Raw genomic sequence first — 25,289 nt, 5'->3', positions numbered from 1 at the left:
ATATTGTCAAAATAAAGTCATCATTCAAGTTTGGTTTGTTAAACTTTGTTAAATTGTTGGTTATCTGCGTTATATTTAGCGCTTCAAATAACTATATCATTAACTAACTTAAATTTCATGAAAAAACTTCTACAAAGTTTGTTTGTGCTTTTGTTTTTTGCATTTAATGCAATAGCTCAAGAACGAACAATTACCGGAACAGTAACATCTGCTGAGGATAACATCCCTCTTCCAGGTGTAAGTGTTAGGGCCATTGGCTCGCAAGCAGTAGCAGTAACAGGCGCTGACGGAAAATACTCCCTGCGAATCGGCTCTGCGGTTACAGCAATCCAATTTTCTTATATCGGCTTTACAAGTAAAACAGTCAATGTTCCTTCATCCAACACCCTGAACGTGGGATTAGCTTCTGATTCGAAGAGTCTTGCTGATGTGGTTGTTGTGGCTTATGGTACTCAGAAAAAAGAATCTATTACAGGTTCGGTTTCTACCATTAATTCTAAAGATTTAGAAAGCAGAACAGTAACCAATGTTACAGCTGCCCTACAAGGATCGGCTCCGGGTATTAGTGTAGGTGCTTCTAATGGTCAGCCAGGAAGCTCTGCCGGAATCAGAATTCGTGGCTTTGGCTCATTTTCTGCATCAAACACACCGCTTTATGTATTAGATGGATCTGTTTACGATGGAAGTATTGGCGATATTAACCAAAATGATATCGAAAGTATCTCTGTATTAAAAGATGCGTCATCATCTGCTTTATATGGTTCAAGAGGTGCGAATGGTGTAATTATCATTACTACTAAAAGAGGTAAATCTTTACAGCCAACGGTTAACGCAAGTATTGTTCAGGGCTTTTCAGAAAGAGGAATTCCAGAATACGAGCGTGTTAATGCATACGAGTACTATCCGTTAGTATGGCAGGGTATTAAAAATAACCTAATGTATAATGCATCTCCTGCGCTTTCTGAAGCTGCTGCTTCTACAAAAGCTTCAACAGATGTGTTTACTAACTTATTTTACAACCCATTTAATGTACCAGGTAACCAAGTTGTGGGTGCTGATGGCAAACTTAATCCTAATGCATCATTATTATATGATGATTTTGATTGGTATGACGCAATGGCAAGACAAGGAAAAAGAACCGATGCTAATTTAAGTTTTTCTGGTAAAACAGAAAAATCGGACTTTTTCGTTTCAATGGGCTATTTAAATGATCAAGGTTTTAATATCAAATCTGATTTTCAACGTTTCAATGCTCGTATCAACGTAAATTCTCAAATCAAGCCGTGGCTAAGAACAGGTTTAAATATTTCAGGATCGATGACTACGGCCAACACGGCTAACGACTCTTTTACTGGTAGTGGAGCTAGTTTCATAAACGCATTTTCCTTCACTAGAGGTATTGGTCCAATTTATCCCGTTCACGCTTTCGATGCTACAGGAAAACCAATCATCAATAATTTAACGGGTGAGCAATTGTATGATTATGGTAACCACCCAGGTGCGATCATTCGTCCTCAAGGTGCTTCACCTGGTAGGCATGTAGTTTACGAAACTATGTTGAATGAGTATTTAACAAGAAGAAATCAAATAAGTGCAAGAACTTTCGTCGAAGTTAAATTTTTAAAAGACTTCACTTTCATGCCTACATTCAGTATCGATCTAAGAAATAACAATGGAGATACTTACTGGAATCCGATTGTTGGAGATGGTGTTACTCAGAATGGATACAAATCTCAAAGTAACAACACCATTAGATCATATACTTTCAACCAAATCGTAAACTACAATAAAACAATTGGTGATCACACAATCTCCGCATTAATTGGACACGAAAACTATGATTATAACTACCGTACATTTAATGCAAGTAGAACAGGTTTAATTTTACAAGGTAACACAGAATTTCCAAACTTTGTAACTGCAAATAGTTCAGGTGGCCAAGCTGATAACGATAAAATTGAATCTTATTTTTCAAAAGCCAGCTACAACTACAAAGAAAAATATTTCTTTGATGCGTCTTTAAGACGTGATGGTTCTTCTAGATTAGGTTCTAACACAAGATGGGGAAATTTCTTCTCAGTAGGTGGATCATGGTCGATAAACAAAGACTTCTTGACCAATGTTAATTGGATCGATGATTTAAGATTAAAAGCATCTTATGGTCAAGTTGGTAATAACCTGTTAGATGGTTACTATTTAGATAGAGCATTTTATGATCTAGGATGGAACAACGGTTCAGAGCCAGGAGCACTTTTAGCATCTACTGCAAATCCAAATTTGAAGTGGGAATCTCAAAATACATTTAATACGGGCGTTAATTTCTCTTTGTTTAAAAGAAGAATTTATGGTGAGGTAGAGTTTTTCAAGAAAACAGTAAATGACTTATTATTTAGTGTTCCTCAACCAATTTCTGATCCAGTTACATCAATTAACCAAAATGTTGGTTCAATGTATAATTCAGGTGTGGAGATTTTATTAGGTGCTGATATCGTAAGATCAAAAGACTTTAAATGGAATTTAGTTACTAACTGGACTTTCCTTAAAAATAAAGTAACCAAATTGCCAGCTGAAACACCAACTCTTGTTAGTGGAACAAAAAGAAGAGAGGTTGGATATGATTACTATCAGTTTTGGTTGAGACAATATGCTGGTGTTGACCCTAAAGATGGTGCCGCACTTTATATTCCTGATCCAACGCAGACAATCGCAGCAGCAAATAAAAGAACTGTAAATGGTGTGGAGTACACTATTAATCAGTCAAATGCAGTTTTTGATCGTTCTGGATCTGCTATTCCAGATTTAATGGGATCATTTACAAACACATTCTCTTATAAAAACTTATCATTATCTGTTTTAGTTAACTATCAGATTGGTGGTAAATTTTACGATGGTAACTATCAAGGCTTAATGAGTACAGGTTCTTATGGATCTGCTTTGCATAAAGATTTACTTGGTGCTTGGACACAAACGAACACTACAAGTAGCATTCCAAGAGCTGATTTTGGTAACTCTGTTAACATCAATGCAACATCAACACGATGGCTAATTGATGCATCGTACTTGGCAATTCGTAACGTTAATTTATCTTACAGCTTACCTCAAAACTGGTTGAAGAAAATTGATGTTTCCAATGCGAGATTGTTCGTTACGGGCGAAAATTTACATTTATTCTCAAAAAGAAAAGGGTTAAATCCTTCAGAATCTTTCGATGGAACAAATGCTAATGTGTACCCACAAGCAAGAATCCTAAGTGTAGGTTTAAATGCTTCTTTTTAAGTTTTAAATATTAATATCAAAATAGATATGAAAAAGATAATTTATTCAGCAATTTTAGCCGCTACCATTTTAGCCGGATCAGGCTGTAAAAAAGAATATCTTCAAACTCAACCAACTGATAGAGTAGATAACACGGCTATATTTTCAAGTACTGCTAACGCAAGTGTTGCATTGAATGGTATTTATCGTTATATGTTCGAAAGAACGACTGCAACAACCAGTAATGTTCAAGGTAAACCAGGTGTTGCCGGTATCCTGTTAGGAATCGACTTTATGGGTGAAGATTTACACCAAGCTGCAGCTACATGGTTTACCTCAACAGGTGAGGGGAATTATCTGGCAGCTCGTACAGATAACGCTGGAAGTAACGAATATTATTACAGAACATTTTTTAGAATGATCGGTAATGCCAATTACATCATCGATAATATCGACGCTGCAGAAGGTACACCGGCAGAAAAAGCAAGAATAAAAGCGGAAGCTTTAACTCTTAGAGCTTATTCTTATTCTTATTTGGTGCAATTTTACGGAACTAGGTATAATGCAGCTGCAAAGCCAAATAATCAGCTAGCAGTTCCACTTCCGTTGAAATCTACCGATACAAGAATGCCGAGGGTAAGTGTAGAAGCTGTTTATGCAGCTATTGTTGCTGATTTAGATGCTGCTATTGCATTAAACGTAACAACTGTTCCTAACAAAACACATGCTGGAGTATGGGTATCTAAAGGTTTAAGAGCCAGGGTGGCCTTAACTATGCAAGATTATCCAACTGCAATCAAATATGCAAAAGAAGTAATTGACGGTAATTTATTTCCCTTAATGAGTCAAGCAGATTACCAAACCGGTTTCAATAATATTGCCTTATCAGAATATATGTGGGGTTCAAACCCAACAACAGAGCAAGGTGATACTTTCGGATCTTTTTATGCGCAGATTGCTTATAATGCAAATTCAAGTTATCAGCGTGGCACGCCGAAGATGATAAACTCTGCGTTGTACGATCTGATTTCTGCTACAGATGTAAGAAAGAAAATGTGGGAACCTGCGCCAAATGCAACTAACTTTCCACTGCCTCTTACTACATTTACTAGAAGACCATACATGACTAGAAAATTCTCTGTTAAAGCAATTGGAGATCCATCTTTAGGCGATGTGCCTTGGATGAGAAGTGCTGAAATGCATTTAATTTTAGCGGAAGCTTATGCTAGAAATACTCAAGATGCATTGGCTCAGACGGCTTTATTCACTTTTGTCTCTAAAAGAGATTTAAGCGCAGTTAAATCTACTCAAACTGGTGCAGCATTAATCAATGAAATTATGGTTAACCGCAGAACTGAACTTTGGGGAGAAGGTTTTAGATATTTAGATTTGAAACGTTTAAATCAGGGATTAAATAGGACTGTTGTTCCAAATTATGTTGCTACTTCTGTGGCTAACGTTATGGAAATTCCTGCTGGTGATCCAAGATTCTTATTCCTTATACCACGTGCGGAATTAAACGCCAACCCAAATATTGGACCACAAAATCCATAATAAAAAAAATAATTAAATTTTGAAGGAGGCCTAAATAGCCTCCTTTTTTTTGAAATAGGTTATTGTATGTAGACCAATTAACCATCAGTGCCTTAAAATAGATATTAATGGATCTTTTATGCATCTATTACAAAATGCTTACAGCTCCATCTCAACGAGTTATATATAGCCCAACACGAAATACTTAAGAGTAAAACTCTACTGATTTATTGTATCAGGGGTTATTAATTAAGGATACTTTACAAGTATTCACACTCTATTAAATGTAATTGTATTTGTTTTAAAACAGGTGCGAATTTCGTTGGATTATTCATTTCTTTCAATATTTTGCCTATTTAAGCTTTGTGTTTTGTAATAATTGATTTTTTTTCTCTTTTCTATGAAAAAACATTAAATATTTTATGTTGCAAAGTTTGCATAGGGTTATATTTAGTTATATATTGAGCTATTATTAACTAAACTAAAATTTTTTATGAAAAAACCTCTACGGAGTTCGCCTGTATGGCCGTTTATTGCAGCCTTAGCAATAACATACGATCGAATTGTTGCTAAAATCCCTGTGAGAAGGGATTATCTATCCTTCTTTTCCGGCATAATCGTTAAAGTCAAATTACAATTGGCAGAACCACCACAATTGTAGATTGCGATTTTATTTACTCAATTAACAAATATTATTTCCTTTAATTTTAACAAAAAAGCAGGTTTTTTGGCTAAATGAAGCTAATCTGCTCTTTACAAGCTTTGATTTCGGTTGAATAATGCAAATTTAAAATTGTAAAATTTGCATTACACAATGCTAAATCATATATTGGATTATTATTAACTAAACTAAATTATTTTTTATGAAAAAACTTCTACAAAGTTTGTTCATATTGCTATTTATTGCCACCTCAGCAATAGCGCAAGATCGAACAATCACTGGAACAGTTACGGCTCAGGAAGATGGATTACCACTCCCTGGCGTAAGTGTAAAAATCAAAGGTGCAACTGGCGGAACCACTTCAGGTGCAGATGGTAGGTATTCACTTAAAGTGAACAACCAAGCAACCGCACTAGAATTCTCTTATATAGGTTTCTTAAGCCAAACAAAAGCTATTGGCGGTAGTAATGTGGTTAACGTACAGTTAAAAAGCGATTCTAAAACATTATCTGATGTAGTCGTAACCGGTTATACCACACAATCAAAAAGAGATGTTACCGGGTCAATAGCGAGTGTAAGTGGTGAAAAACTTAAAAACTTACCTGTTCAGAGTTTTGAACAAGCATTAGCAGGTAAAGCGGCAGGTGTAAACATCATTCAGCCAAACGGCGTACTGAACAATCCTCCTGTTTTTAGGGTGCGTGGTTTTAACTCTATCTCTTTAAGTTCTTATCCCTTAATCATTGTTGATGGTATTCCTGTATTTACAGGCGATCAATCGGCCAACAGTGCAGCAGGTAATGCATTGGGAGACATCAACCCTGCTGATATCGAATCAATCGATATCTTAAAAGATGCGGCATCATCTGCAATCTATGGTTCTAGAGCAGCCAACGGTGTTGTCGTAATTACCACAAAAAAAGGAAAGCAAGGCAGTACTAAAATTAACTATGAAGGATGGGTGGGTTCTACAAAGGCTCAAAACTTAACTCCTTTATTAAATGCGGCAGAATATGTTCAGATCAAAAATGAGTCTAGAACTAATATCGGCCAGGCCCCAGCGTTTTTTCTACAAACAAAATCAGATGGATCTCAGGTAGAAACCAATTGGTATGATTATGCCTATAGAACGGCGACATCTCAAAACCATGCCTTAAACTTTTCTGGAGCAAACGAAAAAACATCATATTATGTTTCGCTTGGTTATAGCAATCAAGAAGGCTTTATTTTGGGGAATTCGTTCGAAAGAAAAAATGGCAGGGTAAATTTAGATCATAAGTTATTTAAGAATGTAACTATCGGAACTAATTTTTCTTATAGTAATACCATGAACCGTGCTCCAAACACGGGCTCGCTTCCTGGGCAAACCTTTTCAACTGTAGGTTTGGGTAGGTTAGCTATTGTATTGCCCCCTAACGTTGCCGCTTATAATGAAGATGGATCTTATAACATGAATGGAAATGCTGTTGGTTTAGGCGCAAATACAATTGCTTCGAATTATCCAAATGCTGCAGTTCTGGTAAATGAGGATAAAAATACATCAGAAAGTGATCGGATTATTGCTAATGTTTATGCCTCTATTCAATTGGTTAAAGGATTGAGTTTTAAAACGACTTACGGATTAGATAATTTAAAGATCGATAATAACGCTTTTGTGAACCGTTTACAGGGCGATGGTGTTGCTTATAATGGTGGTGCTACCAGTAGTTTTGTTAAGAATGCAAGGTGGAACTGGTCTAATACCCTAAACTATGCAAACACCTTTGGCGATCATAGCTTAGGCGCTTTAATTGGTGCTGAAGATCAACAAACAAAATCGGATGGTTATGGCGCTACCAGACAAAACGTAATTGATCCTTTCATTAAAGTATATCAAGGCGCCTTTGGTATTATTACCCCATCGGGATTAGTACAAGGCGATAATTCATTCCGGTCTTATTTCGGAAGTTTAAGCTACGACTATAAGAAAAAATATTACTTATCTGGTTCATTCAGAAGAGATGGTTATTCTGGCTTATCAGCAGGTAATAAGTATGGTAACTTTGGAGGTGCTTCAGCAGGTTGGGCAATCTCTGAGGAAGGTTTTTATAAAAACTCAGGCTTAAGCAAAGTATTGACCCGTATTAAATTGCGTGGTAGTTATGGCGAGGTTGGTAACATTAATATTGGTAATTATCCTTCTCTATTTTTGTATAATCCAGGTTTATACGGATCTGATGCAGCGTTATCATTCGCTCAGGCGGGTAATCCTGATCTTCAATGGGAAACCAGTAAAAAGGCGGATGTTGGTGTTAATTTAGAGTTTTTAGACGGTAGGTTCTCTTTGGAGGTTGATTATTATCATAATAATATCGATAATCTGGTTCAAAATGCTCCTCAGGCACCTTCAAAAGGTGTTCCAGGTAATGCCATCACAACAAACGTTGGGAAAATGTATAATAAAGGACTTGAATTCACTGTAAATTCGAGGAACATCGATACTGATGATTTCACATGGTCGAGCACTTTTACATTTAGTACACTAAAAAATGAAGTTACTGCCTTAGGTAATAACAATGCAGATCTTTTTGGTGCCACCTCTTTAGAAACAGCAAACATTACTCGTGTAGGTTATCCAATCGGATCAATTTATACCGTACAAACAGCTGGAGTTGATCCCGCAACCGGAGAAAGAATTTTTATCAATAGAAATGGTGAAAAATTGAGATTCAGTTTCCAAAGAGCAACAGCTGCCCGTTATCAATACCTTGATGGGCCTAAGGCAGGTCAAAATGCACCTGCAATTGATGCCGCGCTTGATGCTGTAATTGACGGACCTTCAATTCCGAAATGGTTTGGCGGTCTTGACAATAACTTCCGTTATAAAAACTTCGACCTTACCTTGGGCTTAACTTTCTCTGGCGGTAATAAAATTTATTATGGATCATTAGCAGGGCTGCGCGATCAACGTTTTTGGAACAATGAAGCAGGTGTGTTGAACAGGTGGACTACCCCTGGACAGGTAACGGATATTCCTCGTTTGGTTTATGGAGATAATACTTCAAATGGATCAGCTTTTGCACAATCTCAAAATGTTTTCTCTGGTAATTTCTTAAAAGTTAGAAACTTAGCTTTGGGTTATACACTGCCAAAAACACTTTTAAGTAAATATGGCGTTTCGAACATTAGAGTATATGCTCAATCTAGCAACCTTTGGATTATATCAGATTATCCAGGACCAGATCCAGAGGTTTCTGTAAACGGAAACTCTACAGCAACTGGAAATAGTGGTAACCTTGCTCCTGGTGTAGATAGAAACTCTGTGCCATCAGGCAGAACATTTACTTTTGGTATTAATGTTGGATTTTAAAAATTAGAGATCATGAAAATTAAAATAAATAATAAAGTAAAATACCTTTTTCTTGTCGCACCGTTTTTCTTTGCAACATCATGTAAAAAGGATTTCTTAAATGCCGCACCCGATACATCCTTGCCTATTGAAGATGCCTTTTCAAATCCTTCAAGAATTTTATCTCAGGTTAATGGTATTTATGCAGGAGTAAAAAATGGTCAATTTTACGGAGGAAGATACTTAATCTATAACGATATCCGCGGAGAGGACTTTATTGTAAACAAACCAAACGGGGTAACAGGTTTAGATACCTGGAGGTTCAATTTAACTTCGAACACCAATGAGGTTGTTAATTTATGGGGTGCAGTTTATGCTGCGATAAACAGGGCTAACCTGGTTCTCGAAGGCGTAAATGCCAATTCATCTTTACTTACCCCTGCATTAGCAAAACAATATGTTGCTGAAGCCAAATTTTTGCGTGCCCTATGCTATTATAGCCTATTGCAGTTATATGCTAAACCTTATATAACCGATGCCGGTGCTAGTTTGGGCGTGCCGCTGAGACTTAGAGGCGAAAAGGATTTAACAGGTAACGATTTAAAAAGAAGTACAGTAGCAGAAGTTTATACCCAAATTTTAAAAGACTTAAACGAGGCCGAGCCCGATTTAGCTTTAACTTTAACTGCAACTAGGGCATCAAGAAATACCGCAATTGCATTTAAAACCCGGGTATACCTCTCAATGGGCAATTTGCCCGCTGTAGTAACTGAAGCAAATAAGATTGTGAGTGCAACAGCTCCATTTCAAGCTACAACGGGTGCTCCTTTGAAGTTAGAAAGTAATGTTTCTACGCTTTTTGGCGGAACTTATACTGGTAATGCAACGGCTACTGAAGTTGCATTAACTTTGCCTATGGCCGATCTTGATGCTCCTGGCACACAAAATCAATTGGCATATTACTATAATGTTACTCCGAATGGAGCAGGTGGTAATGAAGAGTTTTTCTTAAACCCTACCGGGATTTTTAGTAATGCAGCTTTTGCAGCCGCTTCAACTGATGCTAGAAAAAGTTTAACAACAGTTTCGGGCGCTAATACCTATTTAACCAAGTTTAAGAGACCATCTCCATATACAGATTATGTTCCTGTAATTAGATATGCTGAGGTTTTATTAAACTTAGCAGAAGCTACGGTGGTAACCGATCCTGTAAGATCTATCGCATTGCTAACTGCGGTTAGGCAACGTGCTAATCCTGGGTATGTTTTTCCTGCAGCAGATTTATTACCTGCGAATCTTAAAAATACTATTCTTACCGAAAGAAGAATAGAGTTATTAGGCGAGGGATTAAGATCTCCAGACGTAATGCGATTAGGAGCGGGCTTCGTTGCAAAAAGTGGATCTCAAGGTACTGCTCCTGCAATTCCATTTAATACTGCAGGTTATGTTTGGCCAATATCGGCTAATGAAGTTCAAAACAATAAATTAATTGTTCAGAATTAATTTTATGCCTTGATAAGAAAGCCCGTCGAACTTCTTCGGCGGGCTTTCTTATTTTATCTAATAATCGTTTATTTCTTATCCACACTATATCTACCCGGATCAATAAAAATCAATCTAAAAAAAAAACAATGCCTCTAATTCTTTACCTGGCTGGTATCTTTTTATACCCATCTAAATAATAGCAATCATTTCTTTAAAACTAGACTCTAACTTATAAAGGTAACCTATTTGTTATAAGTACTTTGACATTGTCAATGGCTAAAGATTTAAAGCTTGTAAAATTTGCATTACAGAATACTAAATCATATCTTGGATTATTATTAACTAAACTAAATTATTTTTTATGAAAAAACTTCTACAAAGTTTGTTCATATTGCTATTTATTGCCACCTCAGCAATAGCGCAAGATCGAACAATCACTGGAACAGTTACGGCTCAGGAAGATGGATTACCCCTCCCTGGCGTAAGTGTAAGAATTAAAGACGCATCCAACTCTGGTGTCTCTACAAATGCGGCAGGTAAATTTTCTATTAAGGTAAGTGCCGATGCCAAAGCGTTAATTTTTTCTTCTGTAGGTTATTCTACACAAGAAGTTGCCATTAGAGGTAGCGTAGTAAACGCATCTTTAGAAACAGATTCCAAATCTTTATCTGAAGTAATTGTTACTGCATTAGGGCAAAAACGCGAAACCAAATCATTAGGTTATGCGACTACTACAGTTAAGAACAGCGATTTAACAGCTGGTCGTTCAACCAATGTGGTTAACGCACTCGCCGGTAAAGTTGCTGGTGTAAAAATCCTATCAACAGGTGGTGCAACTGGTGCATCATCAAACATTAATATCAGGCAAGCCACAACCTTTACGGGATCGAACCAACCGTTATGGGTACTGGATGGCATTCCTATAGATAATGGTGGGGGTGCGCAAGGTGTTAATACTGGTAGTACAAACTCAAACAGAGGTATTGATCTAAATCAGGATGACATCGAATCTGTAACCATTTTAAAAGGACCTGCTGCTGCAGTACTGTATGGTTCAAGAGCCGTTGCTGGAGCTGTTATTGTAACCACTAAAAAAGGAAACAAAGGCCAAACTGGGCGAGTGGAGTTAAGCAGTAACTACAACTACATAGAAGTTAATCGTTTGCCAGATTATCAGAACGAATACTCGCAAGGAACCAATGGTCTATACGATTCTTTTTCTCAAATGTCGTGGGGAGCTAAGATAACCGGGCAAACAGTGACCAATTACCTCGGTAACCCTGAAACCCTTACCGCTTATCCAGATAATGTTAAGGATATATTTAAAGGAGGTTATAACTTGCAGAATAACGTGACGTTTTCTGGTGGAACCGATAAAACAGCTTATTACTTTAACTACGGAAACTTTAAAGAAAACGGATATATAGACAACAATACTTTAGCAAAGAACAACTTTACTGTTAATGCCAATACAGAATTAACTAAAAGGCTTACCGTTAGTGCTTCTGTACAATATATTCGTAATAATTCTGTAGGTACACCTACAGGAAATGCAAGATCGAACCCTTTGTTTGATGGTGCTACATTACCTAGAACATATAATCTAGCAAATTATCCTTTCGAAACCCCTGCTGGTTTAAATAACATACCTACAAGCCGTGTTCCCAATGCAGGCTATACTTATTACAATATTTTAGGAACAGATAATCCGTTATGGTCTATCAAATATATCCTGTTTAAACAAAAAATAGACCGTGTAATCGGTAATGCTGGCCTTGATTATAAAATAACAGACTGGTTAAGTGCTAATTATAAAATTGGTATAGATCAATACACCAATGTATCGAAAACAATTAATGAGAAATCATCTAATAATAACCAATCAGCGAGTAGGGCTGGTTCTATTATAGATAATACAACAAACAGACGTGAAGTAAGTTCATACTTCAATTTAGTAGCCAATAAAAGATTCTTAAAAGATTTTGGCGCCAGATTTTTATTGGGTAACGAGATTAACTACAGAAGATTAGATCAGCTTCAGGTTACTGGTAATGGTATACAGGCTGCCCATAATTACAATATCTCTAATACCTTAACTTATGTTCCGTTTCAAGCGATAACAGAACAAAGTCTTGTTGGGGTATATGCCGATATTAGTTTAGATTATAAATCTTTTGCATACCTGTCGTTTACAGGACGTAGAGATGTTTCCTCAACATTTGCTCCAGATAAAAGAAGTTATTTTTATCCTAAGGTTGATGCCAGTTTCATTGCTACCGAGGCTTTCCCTGAGTTAAAGAAAAATGATATTTTAACTTATTTGAAAATCAGGGCTAACTATGCGAAAGTAGGTAGAGAAGCACCAGTTTACAGTACCGGCACCTATTTTGGTACTGCAGGCCCTTCTGATGGTTTTGGGCCAAATTTAATTTTCCCATTTAATGGCGTAAATGGGCAAACCTATTCGGATGCAGCGGGTAACATTAATATCAAACCCGAATTTACTGCGTCAAAAGAAATTGGTTTAGAAGCTAAGTTCTTAAAAGATAGATTAAGCATTGATATTGCCTACTATAGTACAAAAAGTACCGACATTATATTTTCTGTTCCAAGCGCACCATCTTCAGGCTTTGGAAGCACATTGCTAAATGCAGGAACCTTAAAAGCTCATGGAATTGAATTGTTGATTAGTGGAACGCCGATAAGATCTACAAATTTTAACTGGGATCTATCCGTAAACTTTACTAAAGGAAGAAATGAGGTTGTAGAGTTAGCGCCAGGTGTACCTTTTATCGGTAATGGTGGTTTTACAAATCCACAAGGCCGTATCGTTACCGGATATCAATATGGTACCCTGTTTGGGCAGGTATTTAAGAAACTTAACGGTAAAGATGTTGTTGATGCAAATGGTAGATTAAGCTCTGGCCAGATCAACACAACAGAATTACAGCCAATAGGCGATCCAAATCCAAAATGGACTGGTGGTGTAAATACAACATTCTCTTATAAAGGCTTATCGTTAAGCTTATTTGCAGATATTCGTTATGGCGGCGATATTTACTCTAGAACAATTACCGATTTAAGAAGATACGGTGTTGCGGCCGAAACCGGCAACAGAGATCGTTTATATGTACATAATGGCGTTTACGCAGATGGCACACCGAACAATACCTTAATTACAGCGGAGCAGTATTATGGCGATTTATATTCAGCAGCAGCGCAAGAATATGCCGTTTTTGATGGTTCTTGGATCAGATTACGTGAAGCCACGTTATCTTATCGTATCCCTGGCAAATTGTTAACCAAACTTAAATTTATAAAAGGAATTAATGTTGGGCTAACGGGAAGAAATCTTTTGATGTATGCGCCTAATTTTCCTCACTTAGATCCAGAGAATAACCTTTTAGGTGTTGGTAATGGACAAGGTATAGAGTATAATGGCCAGCCTCAAACTAGAACGTATGGTGGATTTTTAAAATTATCATTTTAGTATTAGGAGAGTTTAAATATGAAAATTAATATAAAAGAAATAGTTTTTGGATTGGCGTTAGCCATGATAGGACTGAGCTCGTGCAAGAAATTTGTAGACATTAATGATGATCCTACACGATTAAAAGATCCAGACGCAAGTTTGGTTTTACCTGCAGCACAAGGTAGAGTGGGCTTTACAATGGGGTCTGATATTCATCGGTTTACCTCTTTATGGGTGCAACAATTTGCTGCACAGGGTGGTGGCGCCGCCCAACCTACTCAATATGATAAATATGCAGTAGGTGAAAGCGATATCAATAATACCTGGGGTGCTACTTTTGCAGGAACATTGGCAGATTTGCAGAAAGTGATCGAAAAAACCAAAGCAACAAGCCCTAAATATGCTGGTGTTGCCGAGCTGGTAAAAGCCTATGTTTATCAAACGCATGTTGATGCTTATGGAGATCTTCCATATTCAGAAGCCATTGGTTACGAAACAAACTTAAAACCCAAATTCGATGGCTCTTCTACCATTTATGATAATTTGTTTGGCTTAATTGACGAAGGTATTGCTGATATTAAAAAAGCATCTTTGTTGACACCAACCACCGATGATTTATTTTATGGTGGCGATATGGATAAATGGGAGCGTTTTGGTAATGCATTGAAATTGCGGATGTATATTCATTATTTCTCTACAAATGCTACAGCTGCTGATGCAACTAAGGCCAAAACAGGAATATTAGCTATTCTTGCTGCCAACAAGTTGTTAAGAACAAATGCTGATAATTTTCAAATGCGGTTTTTAACTTCAGCCAATCAGACCAACCCTATTCACCAATTCGAAGGATCAAGGCCAAACCAGTTTTTTCCAAGTAAAACATTGGTGGATATCATGAATGCAAAGAGCGATAGCAGAAGAAATTCATTTTTCACTTTACAAGGTGGAGTTTATGTGGGTGCCACAAATGGCAATGGTGATGTAGTGGTAAGTACTGCGTTCTCCCGAATGAGCACTTATATAAGAGGAAAGCTAGCTGCAGGCGCATATTCTGGTGAGGCGCCTATAAGAATGTTAACTTTTGCTGAGCAAAATCAAATATTAGCAGAATATTATGCCAGAACCAATGGCGGAAGCGATTTGGTTACCGCAGATACTTATTATAAAGCAGGTATAACCGCCTCGTTTGCTTCTGCCGTGGAATTTTCGGATGCTGCAGAAGCTACAGCAGTAAATAGCGGTTTAGCTACTTATCTGGCTTCAGCCAATGGAACCGTAATTACAGGTAATGCACTCCAAAAAATTATTGAAGAAAAATTTGTATCTAACTTTGGGGTGGCTATAGAACCATGGACCGATTGGAGAAGAACAGGTTTTCCTTCACTCTCACCAGTGTCTCCTGCAACAGCCATTCCGCGTATATTACCGTACTCATTTAACGAAAGAAGTTACAATCCTAACACACCGGCCCGACCTTCAGTATTTGTAAAATCTGTATTTTGGGATAAATAATTATAACTATGAAAAGAATTTTAATCATATTATTTGCATCAATTTTAGGCTTGGCCTCATGCAAAAAAGATCCAAAGCAACCTGAAACAGTTGATACAGCCGCTACCATTACTTTTGATGGTAACTTAAATACGGTATCGGGCACATATTCAAGTTATGTTAGTACTACACCCCCTCTGATAAAAGGAACGGGGACTGTAAAAATTGTAATTACTTATAGTGGAGATGTAAAAACACTTTTGTTTACTACGCCAACAGGTACAGTGGTTAACAATCTGGGCACGGCTACAGTAAGTGGTGGTTCTTACACCTTTACTAAACTGGTAAAAGATTTACGTGGTGCGGCTGATGCTCCACTCCCAACCTCTGGTACAAGTGGGGCAGTTGTTTTAACCGTTACGGCCACCCTTGGTAATGGACAGACAGTAAAACGCTTTTTTACCATTAACATTACCGGATAATTTGTTAAAAAGAAAGGCTTGGAAATTTTCCAGGCCTTTCTTTTTAAACTGAAGGAATTTAAGCTTATTTCTTATCCACACTATATTTCCCCGGGCCAATAAAAATCAATCCGAAAAAAACAATGCCCAATTCAATCGCATGGCTGGCACCTTGTAATCCATCTCCTTTGCCAAAATGAACCAGTGCCGCTATAATCATCGTAAAGATTAATAAGATTAGCGCCGGACGGAAAAACAATCCCACAATTAAAAGGAAACCACCAAAGGTTTCGGTAGCGGCGGCCATAAAGCCCCAAAATATAGGTAAAAAGTCTATGCCTATTACTTTCATACTTCCTCCTAAACCAGTCCAGCCGGTTGGGCCGCCCGCAAGTTTCGGGAAACCATGAATAATAAACATTGCGCCTAAACCAATACGTAGCAGCAACAAGCCTGTATTGCGGTATTTTCCTAAATTATCTAAAATCGCCATCTTATAAATATTTAAATTGAACATTGTTTGTTTCTACTTTTAAGTTCACCTCAGCACCTAAAACCATACTGAGGTTATTATCAATATGTCCCGTTGGGAAATTAAAGCAGACCGGAAAATCATAGTCCTTAACAATATCCCAAATTACTTCATCAGCCGTTTGCCCGAAAGAAATCTTTTCTTCTTCAATTTCATTAAAAGCACCGATAATTAGACCCTTTAAGGCTTTTAGCTTACCCGCCCTTTTCAGCATACGCAACATGCGGTCTATGCCGTATTCTTGCTCGCCAACGTCTTCCAAAAAGAGAATTTTATCTGTAAAATCCATTTCCGAAACCGAGCCCTGTACCATGGTAAGCAAACTTAAATTGCCACCAATCAAAACCCCGGTCGACTCTCCTGCCCGATTTTTAAACGCGCTTTGATAAGAATAGGTCTGTTTTTCGCCAAATAAAGCCTTCTGTAAAGAAAGTAAAGCATCTGCTGTAGATTCATCAAATGTATAGGGCATTTGTGCGTGCATGCACTGTGTATTACATTGTGCAATAAGGTGCGAGAGCAGAACGGTAATATCGCTGAAACCTACAAACCATTTAGGGTTCTTGTTAAATTCCGTAAAGTTCAGGTCATCAATAATCCTGATGGTACCATAACCACCACGACCCGAAATAATCGCTTTTATGGATGGATCATCTAAAAAACGCTGAATGTCTTTAGTTCTTAAAGCATCGGTTCCTGCAAACTGGTGGTGACTGGCGTATACACTTTCGCCAATAATAACCTCCAAACCCCAGCTTTCCAATCGTGCTATGGCATGGTCTATAGGTTTGGGTAATTTCTTTGCCGGACATACCAGGGCAATCTTATCTCCTTTTTTTAAATACGGGGGCTGCTTAATCATCTTCAAAACACTTATCTTTGCCAAATTAATAAAAATTGTTTTGGATAATAGTAAAATAAAAAGATATACCGTAACTGCAGCGCTTCCATATACCAATGGACCGGTTCATATTGGGCACCTGGCTGGTGTTTACATCCCTGCAGATATTTATGCCCGTTATTTAAGGTCGAATAAACGCGATGTAAAGTTCATCTGTGGATCTGACGAAAATGGTGTGCCCATTACTTTAAAAGCCAAAAGAGAAGGAATTACCCCTCAAGAGGTGGTTGATAAGTACCATAAGATTATTGGCGATTCCTTTAAAGAGTTTGGTGTATCTTTCGATATCTATCACCGTACCTCATCGCTTACCCATCACCAAACGGCTGCCGATTTCTTCGAAACCCTTTACGATAAAGGTGTTTTTACAGAAGAGGTTACCGAACAATATTACGATGCCACTGCAAAACAATTTTTAGCCGATCGTTACATTACCGGTACCTGCCCTAAATGCGGTAACGAAAATGCTTATGGCGATCAGTGCGAAAACTGCGGTTCTACACTTAATGCAACCGATTTAATCAATCCAAAATCGACCCTATCAGGCGATAAACCAATTTTAAAGGAAACTAAAAACTGGTTCCTGCCTCTTGATAAATATGAAGACCGTTTAAGGACTTATATCGAAAGCCATAAAGAATGGCGCCCCAATGTTTACGGCCAATGCCAAAGTTGGTTAAATGCTGGCTTACAGCCAAGGGCAATGACCAGAGATTTAGATTGGGGTGTGCGTGTTCCGCTTCGCGATGCTGAAGGTAAAGTGCTTTATGTGTGGTTCGATGCCCCTATCGGATATATTTCTGCAACCAAAGAGCTCTGTAACTATGCTAAACTCGATGTGTGGAATCCTAAAGCCGAAGAATATTACATCAGCAGTTTCGAAAATGATAAATGTGGTTGGGAAGAATACTGGAAAAGCGACGAAACCAAACTGGTTCATTTTATCGGTAAAGATAACATCGTTTTCCATTGCATTATTTTTCCTGCAATGTTAATGGCACATGGCGAATATACCTTGGCTGATAATGTGCCGGCAAACGAATTCTTAAACTTAGAAGGACAAAAAATATCGACTTCTAAAAATTGGGCAGTTTGGTTAAACGAGTATTTAAGAGAGTTTGAAGGGAAACAAGATGTATTGCGCTATGTATTAACAGCAACAGCCCCTGAGACTAAGGATAACGATTTTACCTGGAAAGATTTTCAGGCAAGAAACAACAACGAACTGGTAGCTATACTCGGGAATTTTGTAAACCGCGTAGTAGTGCTTACGCATAAATACTTTGGTGGTTCGGTACCAACCTGTATGGAAATTGCTGAGGTAGATCAAGCTGTGATTGATGAATTGGCGGGTTACCCAGCTAAAATCTCTGCATCTATAGAAAATTACCGCTTTAGAGAGGCGCTATCAGAAGTAATGAACGTTGCCCGTTTAGGGAATAAATACCTGGCCGAAACCGAGCCCTGGAAACTGATTAAAACCGACGAAGACCGCGTAAGAACAATCTTGCATATTGCACTTCAAATAGCGGCCAATATCCAGATCCTGATCGAACCTTTCTTGCCATTTACAGCCGAAAAGTTAATGAAGATGCTCAAAAATGGCGGTCATGATTGGGATGATGCGGGTACGGTGAACCTGTTAAAACGTGGTCACGATATTGGAGAAGCTGTGTTATTGTTTGATAAAATTGAAGATGCCGAGATCGACTTCCAGATCGAGAAACTCAACCAAAGCAAGGCCAGTAATGCGGCAAATAATGTAGTTGCTGTTCCGGCAAAAGAAAATATCCAGTTTGACGATTTCTCGGCAATGGATATCCGCGTAGCCACTATTGTAGCCGCAGAAAAGGTAGAGAAAACCAAAAAACTGTTAAAGTTAACGGTAAATACAGGTATTGATGAAAGAACTGTGGTTTCTGGTATTGCCGAATATTATAAACCCGAAGATATTGTAGGCAAACAGGTAAGTATGATTGTTAACCTGGCACCTAGAGAAATTAAAGGGATTTTATCGCAAGGCATGATTTTAATGGCCGAAAATGCCGAAGGTAAACTCACTTTTGTGGCACCTGTAGAAAAGTTCCAAGAGGGTAGTGTAATTAGATAGTGTTTACCTGCATTAAAATACAAAGCCATTTGATTAATTTTTCAAATGGCTTTTTTTACATATCCCGATGCAACAAACCTAATGAGCATCTGTTATAACTAATTTTTGATGTTTTTAAAGGCAATTTCCTTTATATAAATGCTTGTTAAAATGAATTCTCTTGCGAGAAAACTTTTGTTATATTTGCGCAACAAATGGTCCCGTAGTTCAACGGATAGAATAGAAGTTTCCTAAACTTTAGATATGAGTTCGATTCTCGTCGGGACCACTTCATTAGATTCAAACCAGAACATTGTCGCGCAAATCGTTGATTTTCAAGACTTTGTTTTGGTTTTTATAACACATTAAGACTCGTTTTCGACCATTCTGAATGGTTAATTTTAGTGAGTCGAAAACTGACTATTTTTTGTAAAGCCCTGTAGATCAGTGTATTGATTTAAATATCAAAACCAGAATTATTCCTAAATGTTCGGGTGCTGGATTATTTTGTAAGATATTGATTTACAGCTCGTTCGACTAACGAACATCTTGATGACTCACTGGCTCAAATGTACATTTGTTTAATTTTAAATGTATCATTATGAGTTACAATTTTCATCTTTTATTCTATTTGAAAAGACCAAAAAATTTTATCAAGGGCGAGATGATGCCCATCTATTTACGGATTACTGTGAAGGGAAAGCATTCGGAATATTCTGTCGGCAGAGAAATTATTCCCAGCTTCTGGTCGGCACTTAAAGGGAAGGGCACCGGCTTGCGCGAGGAGATCCGGGAACTTAATGATTATCTGGATACGTTAGCCTCAAAAGTTCGACGGTTTCATGCCACTCTTGTGGAAAAGGATGATGAGGTGACCGCGGTGATCTTAAGGGATCATCTTACCGGAAAGAATTCGTCTAACCATAGCCTGCTGAGAGTTTATCAGAAGCACAATGATAATATGGAAAAACTGATTGGTAAAGGATACAGTTATAGTACATTTCAAACCTATCAAAGTTCCATCAGACATGTTAAATAATTTATTCAGCTCAAATATGAGGTTCAGGATATTAACATCAAAAAGGTGGATTTTAAATTTATCACCGATTATGAATTATTCCTTAGGATAGAGCGAGGAAATAATGCAATGTCTGCTCGGAAATATATTGTTCACCTGAAAAAAATCATGCTGTATTGCTTGGGTGCCGGGTGGATAGTCGGGAATCCGTTTTTAAATTATCGCAATACTGCTAAAGCTAAGGACTTTTCTAAATATGGAAGAGTTGGATAGGATCAAAAACAGGGAATTTCCTCTTGAGCGCTTAAACATTGTTCGAGACATTTTTATTTTCAGTTGTTACACAGGCCTTTCTTATATTGATGTGAAGCAGCTTCGGTTGGATCAGATTACAAAAGGTGATGACGGTAATTTATGGATATTCATCAAACGGCAGAAAACGGAAATACCCTGTCACATCCCTCTGTTGGATGAGGCGAAAGTAATTCTTGATCGGTATAAAAATCATAGGATATGCCGATGGAGAAAAGTGGCGTTGCCAGTGCTCACCAACCAGAGGATGAATGGGTACCTGAAAGAGATCGCAGATCTTTGTACCATCACTAAAGTGCTTACTTATCATCTTGCCAGGCATACTTTTGCAACCACTATTACGCTTTCCAATGGTGTTCCAATTGAGACCGTATCCCAAATGCTTGGGCACAATAGCTTGAAAACAACTCAGCATTATGCGAAGGTTATCGATACGAAAGTTAGTACTGAGATGTCTGCATTACAGGAAAAACTCTTGGAGCGCAATAAGGAAGAAGAAGAGGATGCTGGTGATATGAAAGTTATGAAACTATTTAGGTAAATTGATATTAGTTAATACACACATTTGCTGTTTTATGAAGAGCTTTTCCACTGATTTCGCCACATAATAATAAGTTGGATCGTTGTAATATATTTAAGGTCAAAGAGTGAGATAATCTTAAAATGGATAGTAATTTAAGGTTAGCTCGCTTTTCTTGTATTATTTAAGGCTAGCTTAGTTTGTATATGGGCTTATGTAACTAATACTTATATAAACGTATATGTTTAAGTTATGAAAAAAATAAAAACATATATATTTTAAACATTAATTAGACTTAAATATTGAGCCTAATTAATGGTAATTCCCTTATCATAAAAGGATATGCTATATCAGTAATCCCCTAAAATAAAACTAACTTTATCCTATGAAAGATTTACCCAATTCAGTTGTAGACAGGAAGAATATTTTGAATAATAGCGCTGCTCTTAGAGAATTATACGGTAGCCTGGATTTTGAAGGCGTGCTTTTCGAGCAGAAGTACCGTTATACCAAGCAGCAGATAGCTAATTATTTCCATGTTGATATTCGTACAATCAACAGGTTATTGGAAGTAAACAGAATGGAGCTGGAACAAAGCGGACAAGAGGTATTTGCTGGTGTAAGGCTGAAACAATTCAAAGATTTAGTTTCACAACTGAAGGACATCAATGTCCCTCAGTTGATGGATGATGAAGAAAATGAGTTAGTTGGGGCTCGTGCAACTAGTTTGAACGTTTTTACATTCAAAGCATTTTTGAATGTCGCAATGCTACTACAGGGATCTGAAAAGGCAAAGCAGGTTCGTGGTGCGATTCTGGATATTGTAATTGATGTCCTTAACAAAAAATTAGGTGGTACAACCAAATTTGTAAATCAACGGGAGGAATCATACGTTCCCGCTGCACTCCGTGAGTTTAACTATAGGCAGGAATTTACAAATGCTTTAGACAATTACATAGGTGATTATACATTCAAATATTCACAATTAACCGATAAAATTTACTTGTGTATTTTCAAAGAAAATGCAAAAGAGTATCGACAAATCCTGAAACTAAGTAATAGTGAAAGTGTCCGTTCAACAATGTATTCTGAGGTTCTTGATTTGATTTCAGCTTATGAAAATGGATTTGCAGACTTGTTAAGAAAGGAATTTGAAAAAAAAGGTGAAAAGTTAAGACTTTCCGAGGCGAACAAATTATTTAAGGACTTTGAAAGCACAACAGATATGGCTTTTCAACCATTAAAGGAAAAGGCTAGAAGTTTGATGGCTAGTAGAGATATGGCTTTTAGAGATGCACTTCATGAGCAATTGAATGAATACATATCAGCAGTCAGTCCGGAGGATTTTGAGAAATTTTTAGGCGAAAAAAGTAAGTCGCTAGAAGAAAGGCTAACAGAAAATATGGATGTATTTATTCGTTTAAAAGACAAATAGACATGGGGTTATTTTACTTTGATCTTAGCCATGCTGTTAAGGAACACGATTTTATCATTGAAAAAAGTGGTGGTAGGCATGGTTATAAAGATTTGGGCTTGATGGATAGTGTCTTGGAACATATGACCAATGATATTTATTATCCGGAAATTCATGATAAAGCGGTTTATCTGTGTTTTTCAATCATAAAAAATCATGCTTTTGTTGATGGAAATAAACGTTCCTCTATTGTGCTAACTAGTTATTTCTTGGAAATTAACGGCCTAGATTATTGTATAACCAAATTTATAAGGGAAATGGAAAACTATGCGGTATATGTCGCCGCAAATTTTATTTCAAAGGAATTGTTGTATGCTATAATCAGTTCTATAATTTACGAGCATGATTACCAGGAGGAACTAAAGGTAGAAATAGCACTAGCATTGGCTAATCAACTTCCAGATGATGAAAATTCTGAGGAAGATGCTGATGACGATTTATTTTAATCAGTAAAGAGTTTAGTCCAATAACCGATGGATAATATGCTTTTTGGGATAAATTTTGCTTCAGCATGACATTATTGGGACAGCAAGATGGAGTAGACCACGCCAGCGGCATCAGTTATCTCGATCTTGAAGAATTCAATTCATCAATCGTCACGGTGCTAATCCTCAATAGGATCTAGAGCAACTCTGGAGAAGTATAGTTTTCAATATATGTATATCCAATACTGATGATCATTTGAGGAACCATGGTTTCTTATTAAGCGATCAAGGATGGATTTTGTCGCCCATCTTGATGTTAATCATTGTAGATATCATATATGGTGTCTTTAGTCTAAGATATTTTTAATTCGCGAATCGCGAATATCCTTGTTGCACGAATATGAACCTCTTTATATGACGACGGAAGAATAGGTGTTAATATTTCTAGGGGAACAGCGGCAAACTATAGAGCGGAATATCCACTGTTACCGTTCCTGCTGTTTCTTCCTATTGCATCTATATTTCTTATTTGACTGGGATTCGGAAATGTTAACTTTTTCCACTTTCTGCCGTTCCTCGCGTACTTTTTCTATGTTTTCTTATTTGACTGGATTTATGACCACTTCAGATTCAGACCAGAACATTGCTTATTAGTTTAACATTTCACCCTATTAAATGGACAGAGAGGAGCTTGTTCTAAGAGCATGGTACAAAGCCAAGTCACAATGGATGATTTATTCTTGCCTTAGCAAGATATTTAATGAACTACTTGGTTTTTAATTTACTTGTGCCTTTTAAACCGACTAAGAGTTTTATGTCCTGAAGTTTTCTCCCAAATTCATCATCCTCAGCCAGCTTGAGAAAATCATCTTGTAGGTTCATTGTGCGGAGCACATTAAAATAAGCACCGATTGAAACATTAGGACTTCCCTTTTCAATACTTGTTATGGTATTGCGATTTACGTTAGCCCTTTCTGCCATCTGCAAAATGGTAAGACCCCTGCGCTTTCGAGCAAGCTTAATGTTTTCTCCAAGAATCTCCATGATTTTTTTATGTTTTGGAAATAATGCTGGTTTTTTAGATTTCATGCTTAATATTCTGTGCGTTTATAACAAATATGCACAAAATACTAAGCAAAATAAGCCAAGTGTGGCACAATCATTTATGGCTATTGACTATGTTTTCCATTACTTGAAAAAGAGGAGTCATCGCTGATATGCTAAAATATGCACAATCCAGTTTATTTGGCAGTTTTTCACCAAACACTTACAACAATGAGAATAATATTTATTCGAAAAAATAAGTTTGGCGAAATTGGGGTCAATTTGGTTTAGTTCTAACATATTTATACCATTATGAATATAAAACGCGCTAAAAAAACTAATATACCTTATAGGGTATAAATTGGCGCATTGAAGTGTTGCTTATACCCTATAGGGTATAGTATAATGTGTTCAAGAAATCAAGCTGTTCATGATACGTGAACAGACTAATAAAATGAACATTACCACATTTTTTAAAAGCCAAAACATAGGTATAGATACAAACGCTCGATTTATTCAAATCTGGCTATTGAATTCGTAACGGTTCGTCTAGAAATTACAGGCGTTGGTCTAGTGGTTATTAGTGCTGGTATAATACAGGGTTTTTGCCTGCAACGTTTGATGTATGGCTGCGTCTTAATAACAAACAATAGCAAAAACCTAAAATATATGAAAACCTTAGCAAAAACAATATTCGCAGCAGCATTAACAGCAGTAGTATTAACTTCATCAATGGTGGCAACTTTTGCCGCTGAGCCAATTAAAGCAGAAACAAAAACTTCTTCATTATCAAAATTCAACAGGATCTGGGTAAGCGGGAACGTTAAAGTCATCTTAACCCAAGGTGACAAACAAAATATAGAGGGTGCGAGCAACTATGATGCTGCAAAAACCTCAGTATCAACTGATGGAAAAACCTTATTTATCAATTCTTTGGAAACAAGTCAGGTAACACTTAATATTACCGTAAAAGATTTGGAAAGAATTGAAGCTTATGGTCAATCGGTTGTGGTTACCAGCAATAATTTCGATGTAAAATACCTACAGTTATTTTTAGGACAAAGTGCTACAGCTAAGATCAAAACTACAGCAGGCAGTTTATATACTATCGTTAAGGATGATGCGGTGTTAAAATTAAACGGTACCGCTGATCAAAGTACAATGATCGCAAGCAACATGAAAAATGTAAAGTTAGCTGACTTTGCCAGTCTTAAATCAGAATCATATGCTTCTGAGGCGATCATGGAAGCGGAGCAGAATGCAATGGTTTTAGCAAAATAGAAACTTC

At 37.2% G+C, this 25,289-nt stretch carries 17 protein-coding genes, 1 tRNA gene and 1 pseudogene; 16 read left to right on the top strand and 3 right to left on the bottom strand.

Annotation, left to right across the window (positions count from 1 at the left end; genetic code table 11):
- Nucleotides 1–117 precede the first annotated feature (117 nt).
- From EZ456_RS01120 to EZ456_RS01090, 7 genes are all read left to right on the top strand, one after another.
- Entirely contained in the window at nt 118–3,276 is a 3,159-nt protein-coding gene (locus tag EZ456_RS01120) for a SusC/RagA family TonB-linked outer membrane protein (protein WP_131526546.1), read from the top strand.
- Nucleotides 3,277–3,303: 27 nt separating this feature from the next.
- Nucleotides 3,304–4,809 carry a RagB/SusD family nutrient uptake outer membrane protein gene (locus EZ456_RS01115; protein WP_131526544.1) on the top strand — a complete coding sequence of 502 codons (1,506 nt, stop codon included), beginning with the start codon at nt 3,304–3,306 and terminating at the stop codon, nt 4,807–4,809.
- 842 nt (nt 4,810–5,651) lie between these two features.
- Complete coding sequence (locus EZ456_RS01110; RefSeq protein WP_131526542.1) at nt 5,652–8,798, top strand: SusC/RagA family TonB-linked outer membrane protein; 3,147 nt, start codon at nt 5,652–5,654, stop codon at nt 8,796–8,798.
- Between the two features lie 12 nt (nt 8,799–8,810).
- A complete protein-coding gene (locus tag EZ456_RS01105; RefSeq protein ID WP_131526540.1) occupies nt 8,811–10,280 on the top strand; it encodes a RagB/SusD family nutrient uptake outer membrane protein in 1,470 nt (489 codons plus the stop codon).
- 343 nt (nt 10,281–10,623) lie between these two features.
- Nucleotides 10,624–13,752: a SusC/RagA family TonB-linked outer membrane protein gene (locus EZ456_RS01100; protein ID WP_131526538.1), complete on the top strand. Its 3,129-nt coding sequence runs from the start codon at nt 10,624–10,626 to the stop codon at nt 13,750–13,752.
- A gap of 18 nt (nt 13,753–13,770) precedes the next feature.
- A complete protein-coding gene (locus tag EZ456_RS01095) occupies nt 13,771–15,246 on the top strand; it encodes a SusD/RagB family nutrient-binding outer membrane lipoprotein (RefSeq protein ID WP_131526536.1) in 1,476 nt (491 codons plus the stop codon).
- An 8-nt stretch (nt 15,247–15,254) separates the two neighbouring features.
- Nucleotides 15,255–15,707, top strand: coding sequence for a hypothetical protein (locus EZ456_RS01090; protein ID WP_131526534.1), 453 nt, complete (start codon nt 15,255–15,257; stop codon nt 15,705–15,707).
- Between the two features lie 64 nt (nt 15,708–15,771).
- On the opposite strand, the gene EZ456_RS01085 is transcribed toward EZ456_RS01090, so the two are convergent.
- Entirely contained in the window at nt 15,772–16,179 is a 408-nt protein-coding gene (locus tag EZ456_RS01085) for a DoxX family protein (protein ID WP_131526529.1), read from the bottom strand.
- Nucleotide 16,180: 1 nt separating this feature from the next.
- The gene (locus tag EZ456_RS01080; protein WP_394343134.1) at nt 16,181–17,104 is read right to left on the bottom strand and encodes a S66 peptidase family protein; all 924 of its coding nucleotides are present in this window, start codon (nt 17,102–17,104) and stop codon (nt 16,181–16,183) included.
- Nucleotides 17,105–17,120: 16 nt separating this feature from the next.
- On the opposite strand from EZ456_RS01080, the gene metG reads away from it, so the two are divergent.
- The 8 genes and pseudogenes from metG to EZ456_RS25760 all read left to right on the top strand — a co-directional run.
- Entirely contained in the window at nt 17,121–19,229 is a 2,109-nt protein-coding gene (gene metG, locus EZ456_RS01075; RefSeq protein WP_131526528.1) for a methionine--tRNA ligase, read from the top strand.
- Nucleotides 19,230–19,425: 196 nt separating this feature from the next.
- Nucleotides 19,426–19,497, top strand: a tRNA-Arg gene (locus tag EZ456_RS01070).
- 312 nt (nt 19,498–19,809) lie between these two features.
- Nucleotides 19,810–20,247, top strand: coding sequence for an Arm DNA-binding domain-containing protein (locus EZ456_RS01065; RefSeq protein WP_131526526.1), 438 nt, complete (start codon nt 19,810–19,812; stop codon nt 20,245–20,247).
- 45 nt (nt 20,248–20,292) lie between these two features.
- A complete protein-coding gene (locus EZ456_RS25765; RefSeq protein ID WP_165501201.1) occupies nt 20,293–20,499 on the top strand; it encodes a phage integrase SAM-like domain-containing protein in 207 nt (68 codons plus the stop codon).
- A complete protein-coding gene (locus EZ456_RS01060) occupies nt 20,483–21,079 on the top strand; it encodes a site-specific integrase (RefSeq protein ID WP_131526524.1) in 597 nt (198 codons plus the stop codon). The genes EZ456_RS25765 and EZ456_RS01060 overlap by 17 nt, the downstream gene beginning before the upstream one ends.
- A gap of 364 nt (nt 21,080–21,443) precedes the next feature.
- Nucleotides 21,444–22,493, top strand: coding sequence for a DNA-binding protein (locus EZ456_RS01055; protein WP_131526522.1), 1,050 nt, complete (start codon nt 21,444–21,446; stop codon nt 22,491–22,493).
- 2 nt (nt 22,494–22,495) lie between these two features.
- A complete protein-coding gene (locus EZ456_RS01050) occupies nt 22,496–22,978 on the top strand; it encodes a type II toxin-antitoxin system death-on-curing family toxin (RefSeq protein ID WP_131526520.1) in 483 nt (160 codons plus the stop codon).
- 184 nt (nt 22,979–23,162) lie between these two features.
- Nucleotides 23,163–23,324 (top strand): annotated as a pseudogene (locus EZ456_RS25760) (HipA domain-containing protein); the annotation flags it as partial.
- A 398-nt stretch (nt 23,325–23,722) separates the two neighbouring features.
- Here EZ456_RS25760 and EZ456_RS01040 read toward each other — a convergent pair.
- Complete coding sequence (locus tag EZ456_RS01040; RefSeq protein ID WP_131526518.1) at nt 23,723–24,046, bottom strand: helix-turn-helix domain-containing protein; 324 nt, start codon at nt 24,044–24,046, stop codon at nt 23,723–23,725.
- A 624-nt stretch (nt 24,047–24,670) separates the two neighbouring features.
- Between EZ456_RS01040 and EZ456_RS01035 the strand changes: the two genes are divergently transcribed.
- Entirely contained in the window at nt 24,671–25,282 is a 612-nt protein-coding gene (locus EZ456_RS01035) for a GIN domain-containing protein (protein ID WP_131526516.1), read from the top strand.
- The last annotated feature ends 7 nt before the right edge of the window (nt 25,283–25,289 follow it).

The organism is Pedobacter psychrodurus (assembly GCF_004331735.1).
Classification (GTDB): domain Bacteria; phylum Bacteroidota; class Bacteroidia; order Sphingobacteriales; family Sphingobacteriaceae; genus Pedobacter; species Pedobacter psychrodurus.
This window is presented reverse-complemented; position numbering and strand designations above follow the sequence as displayed.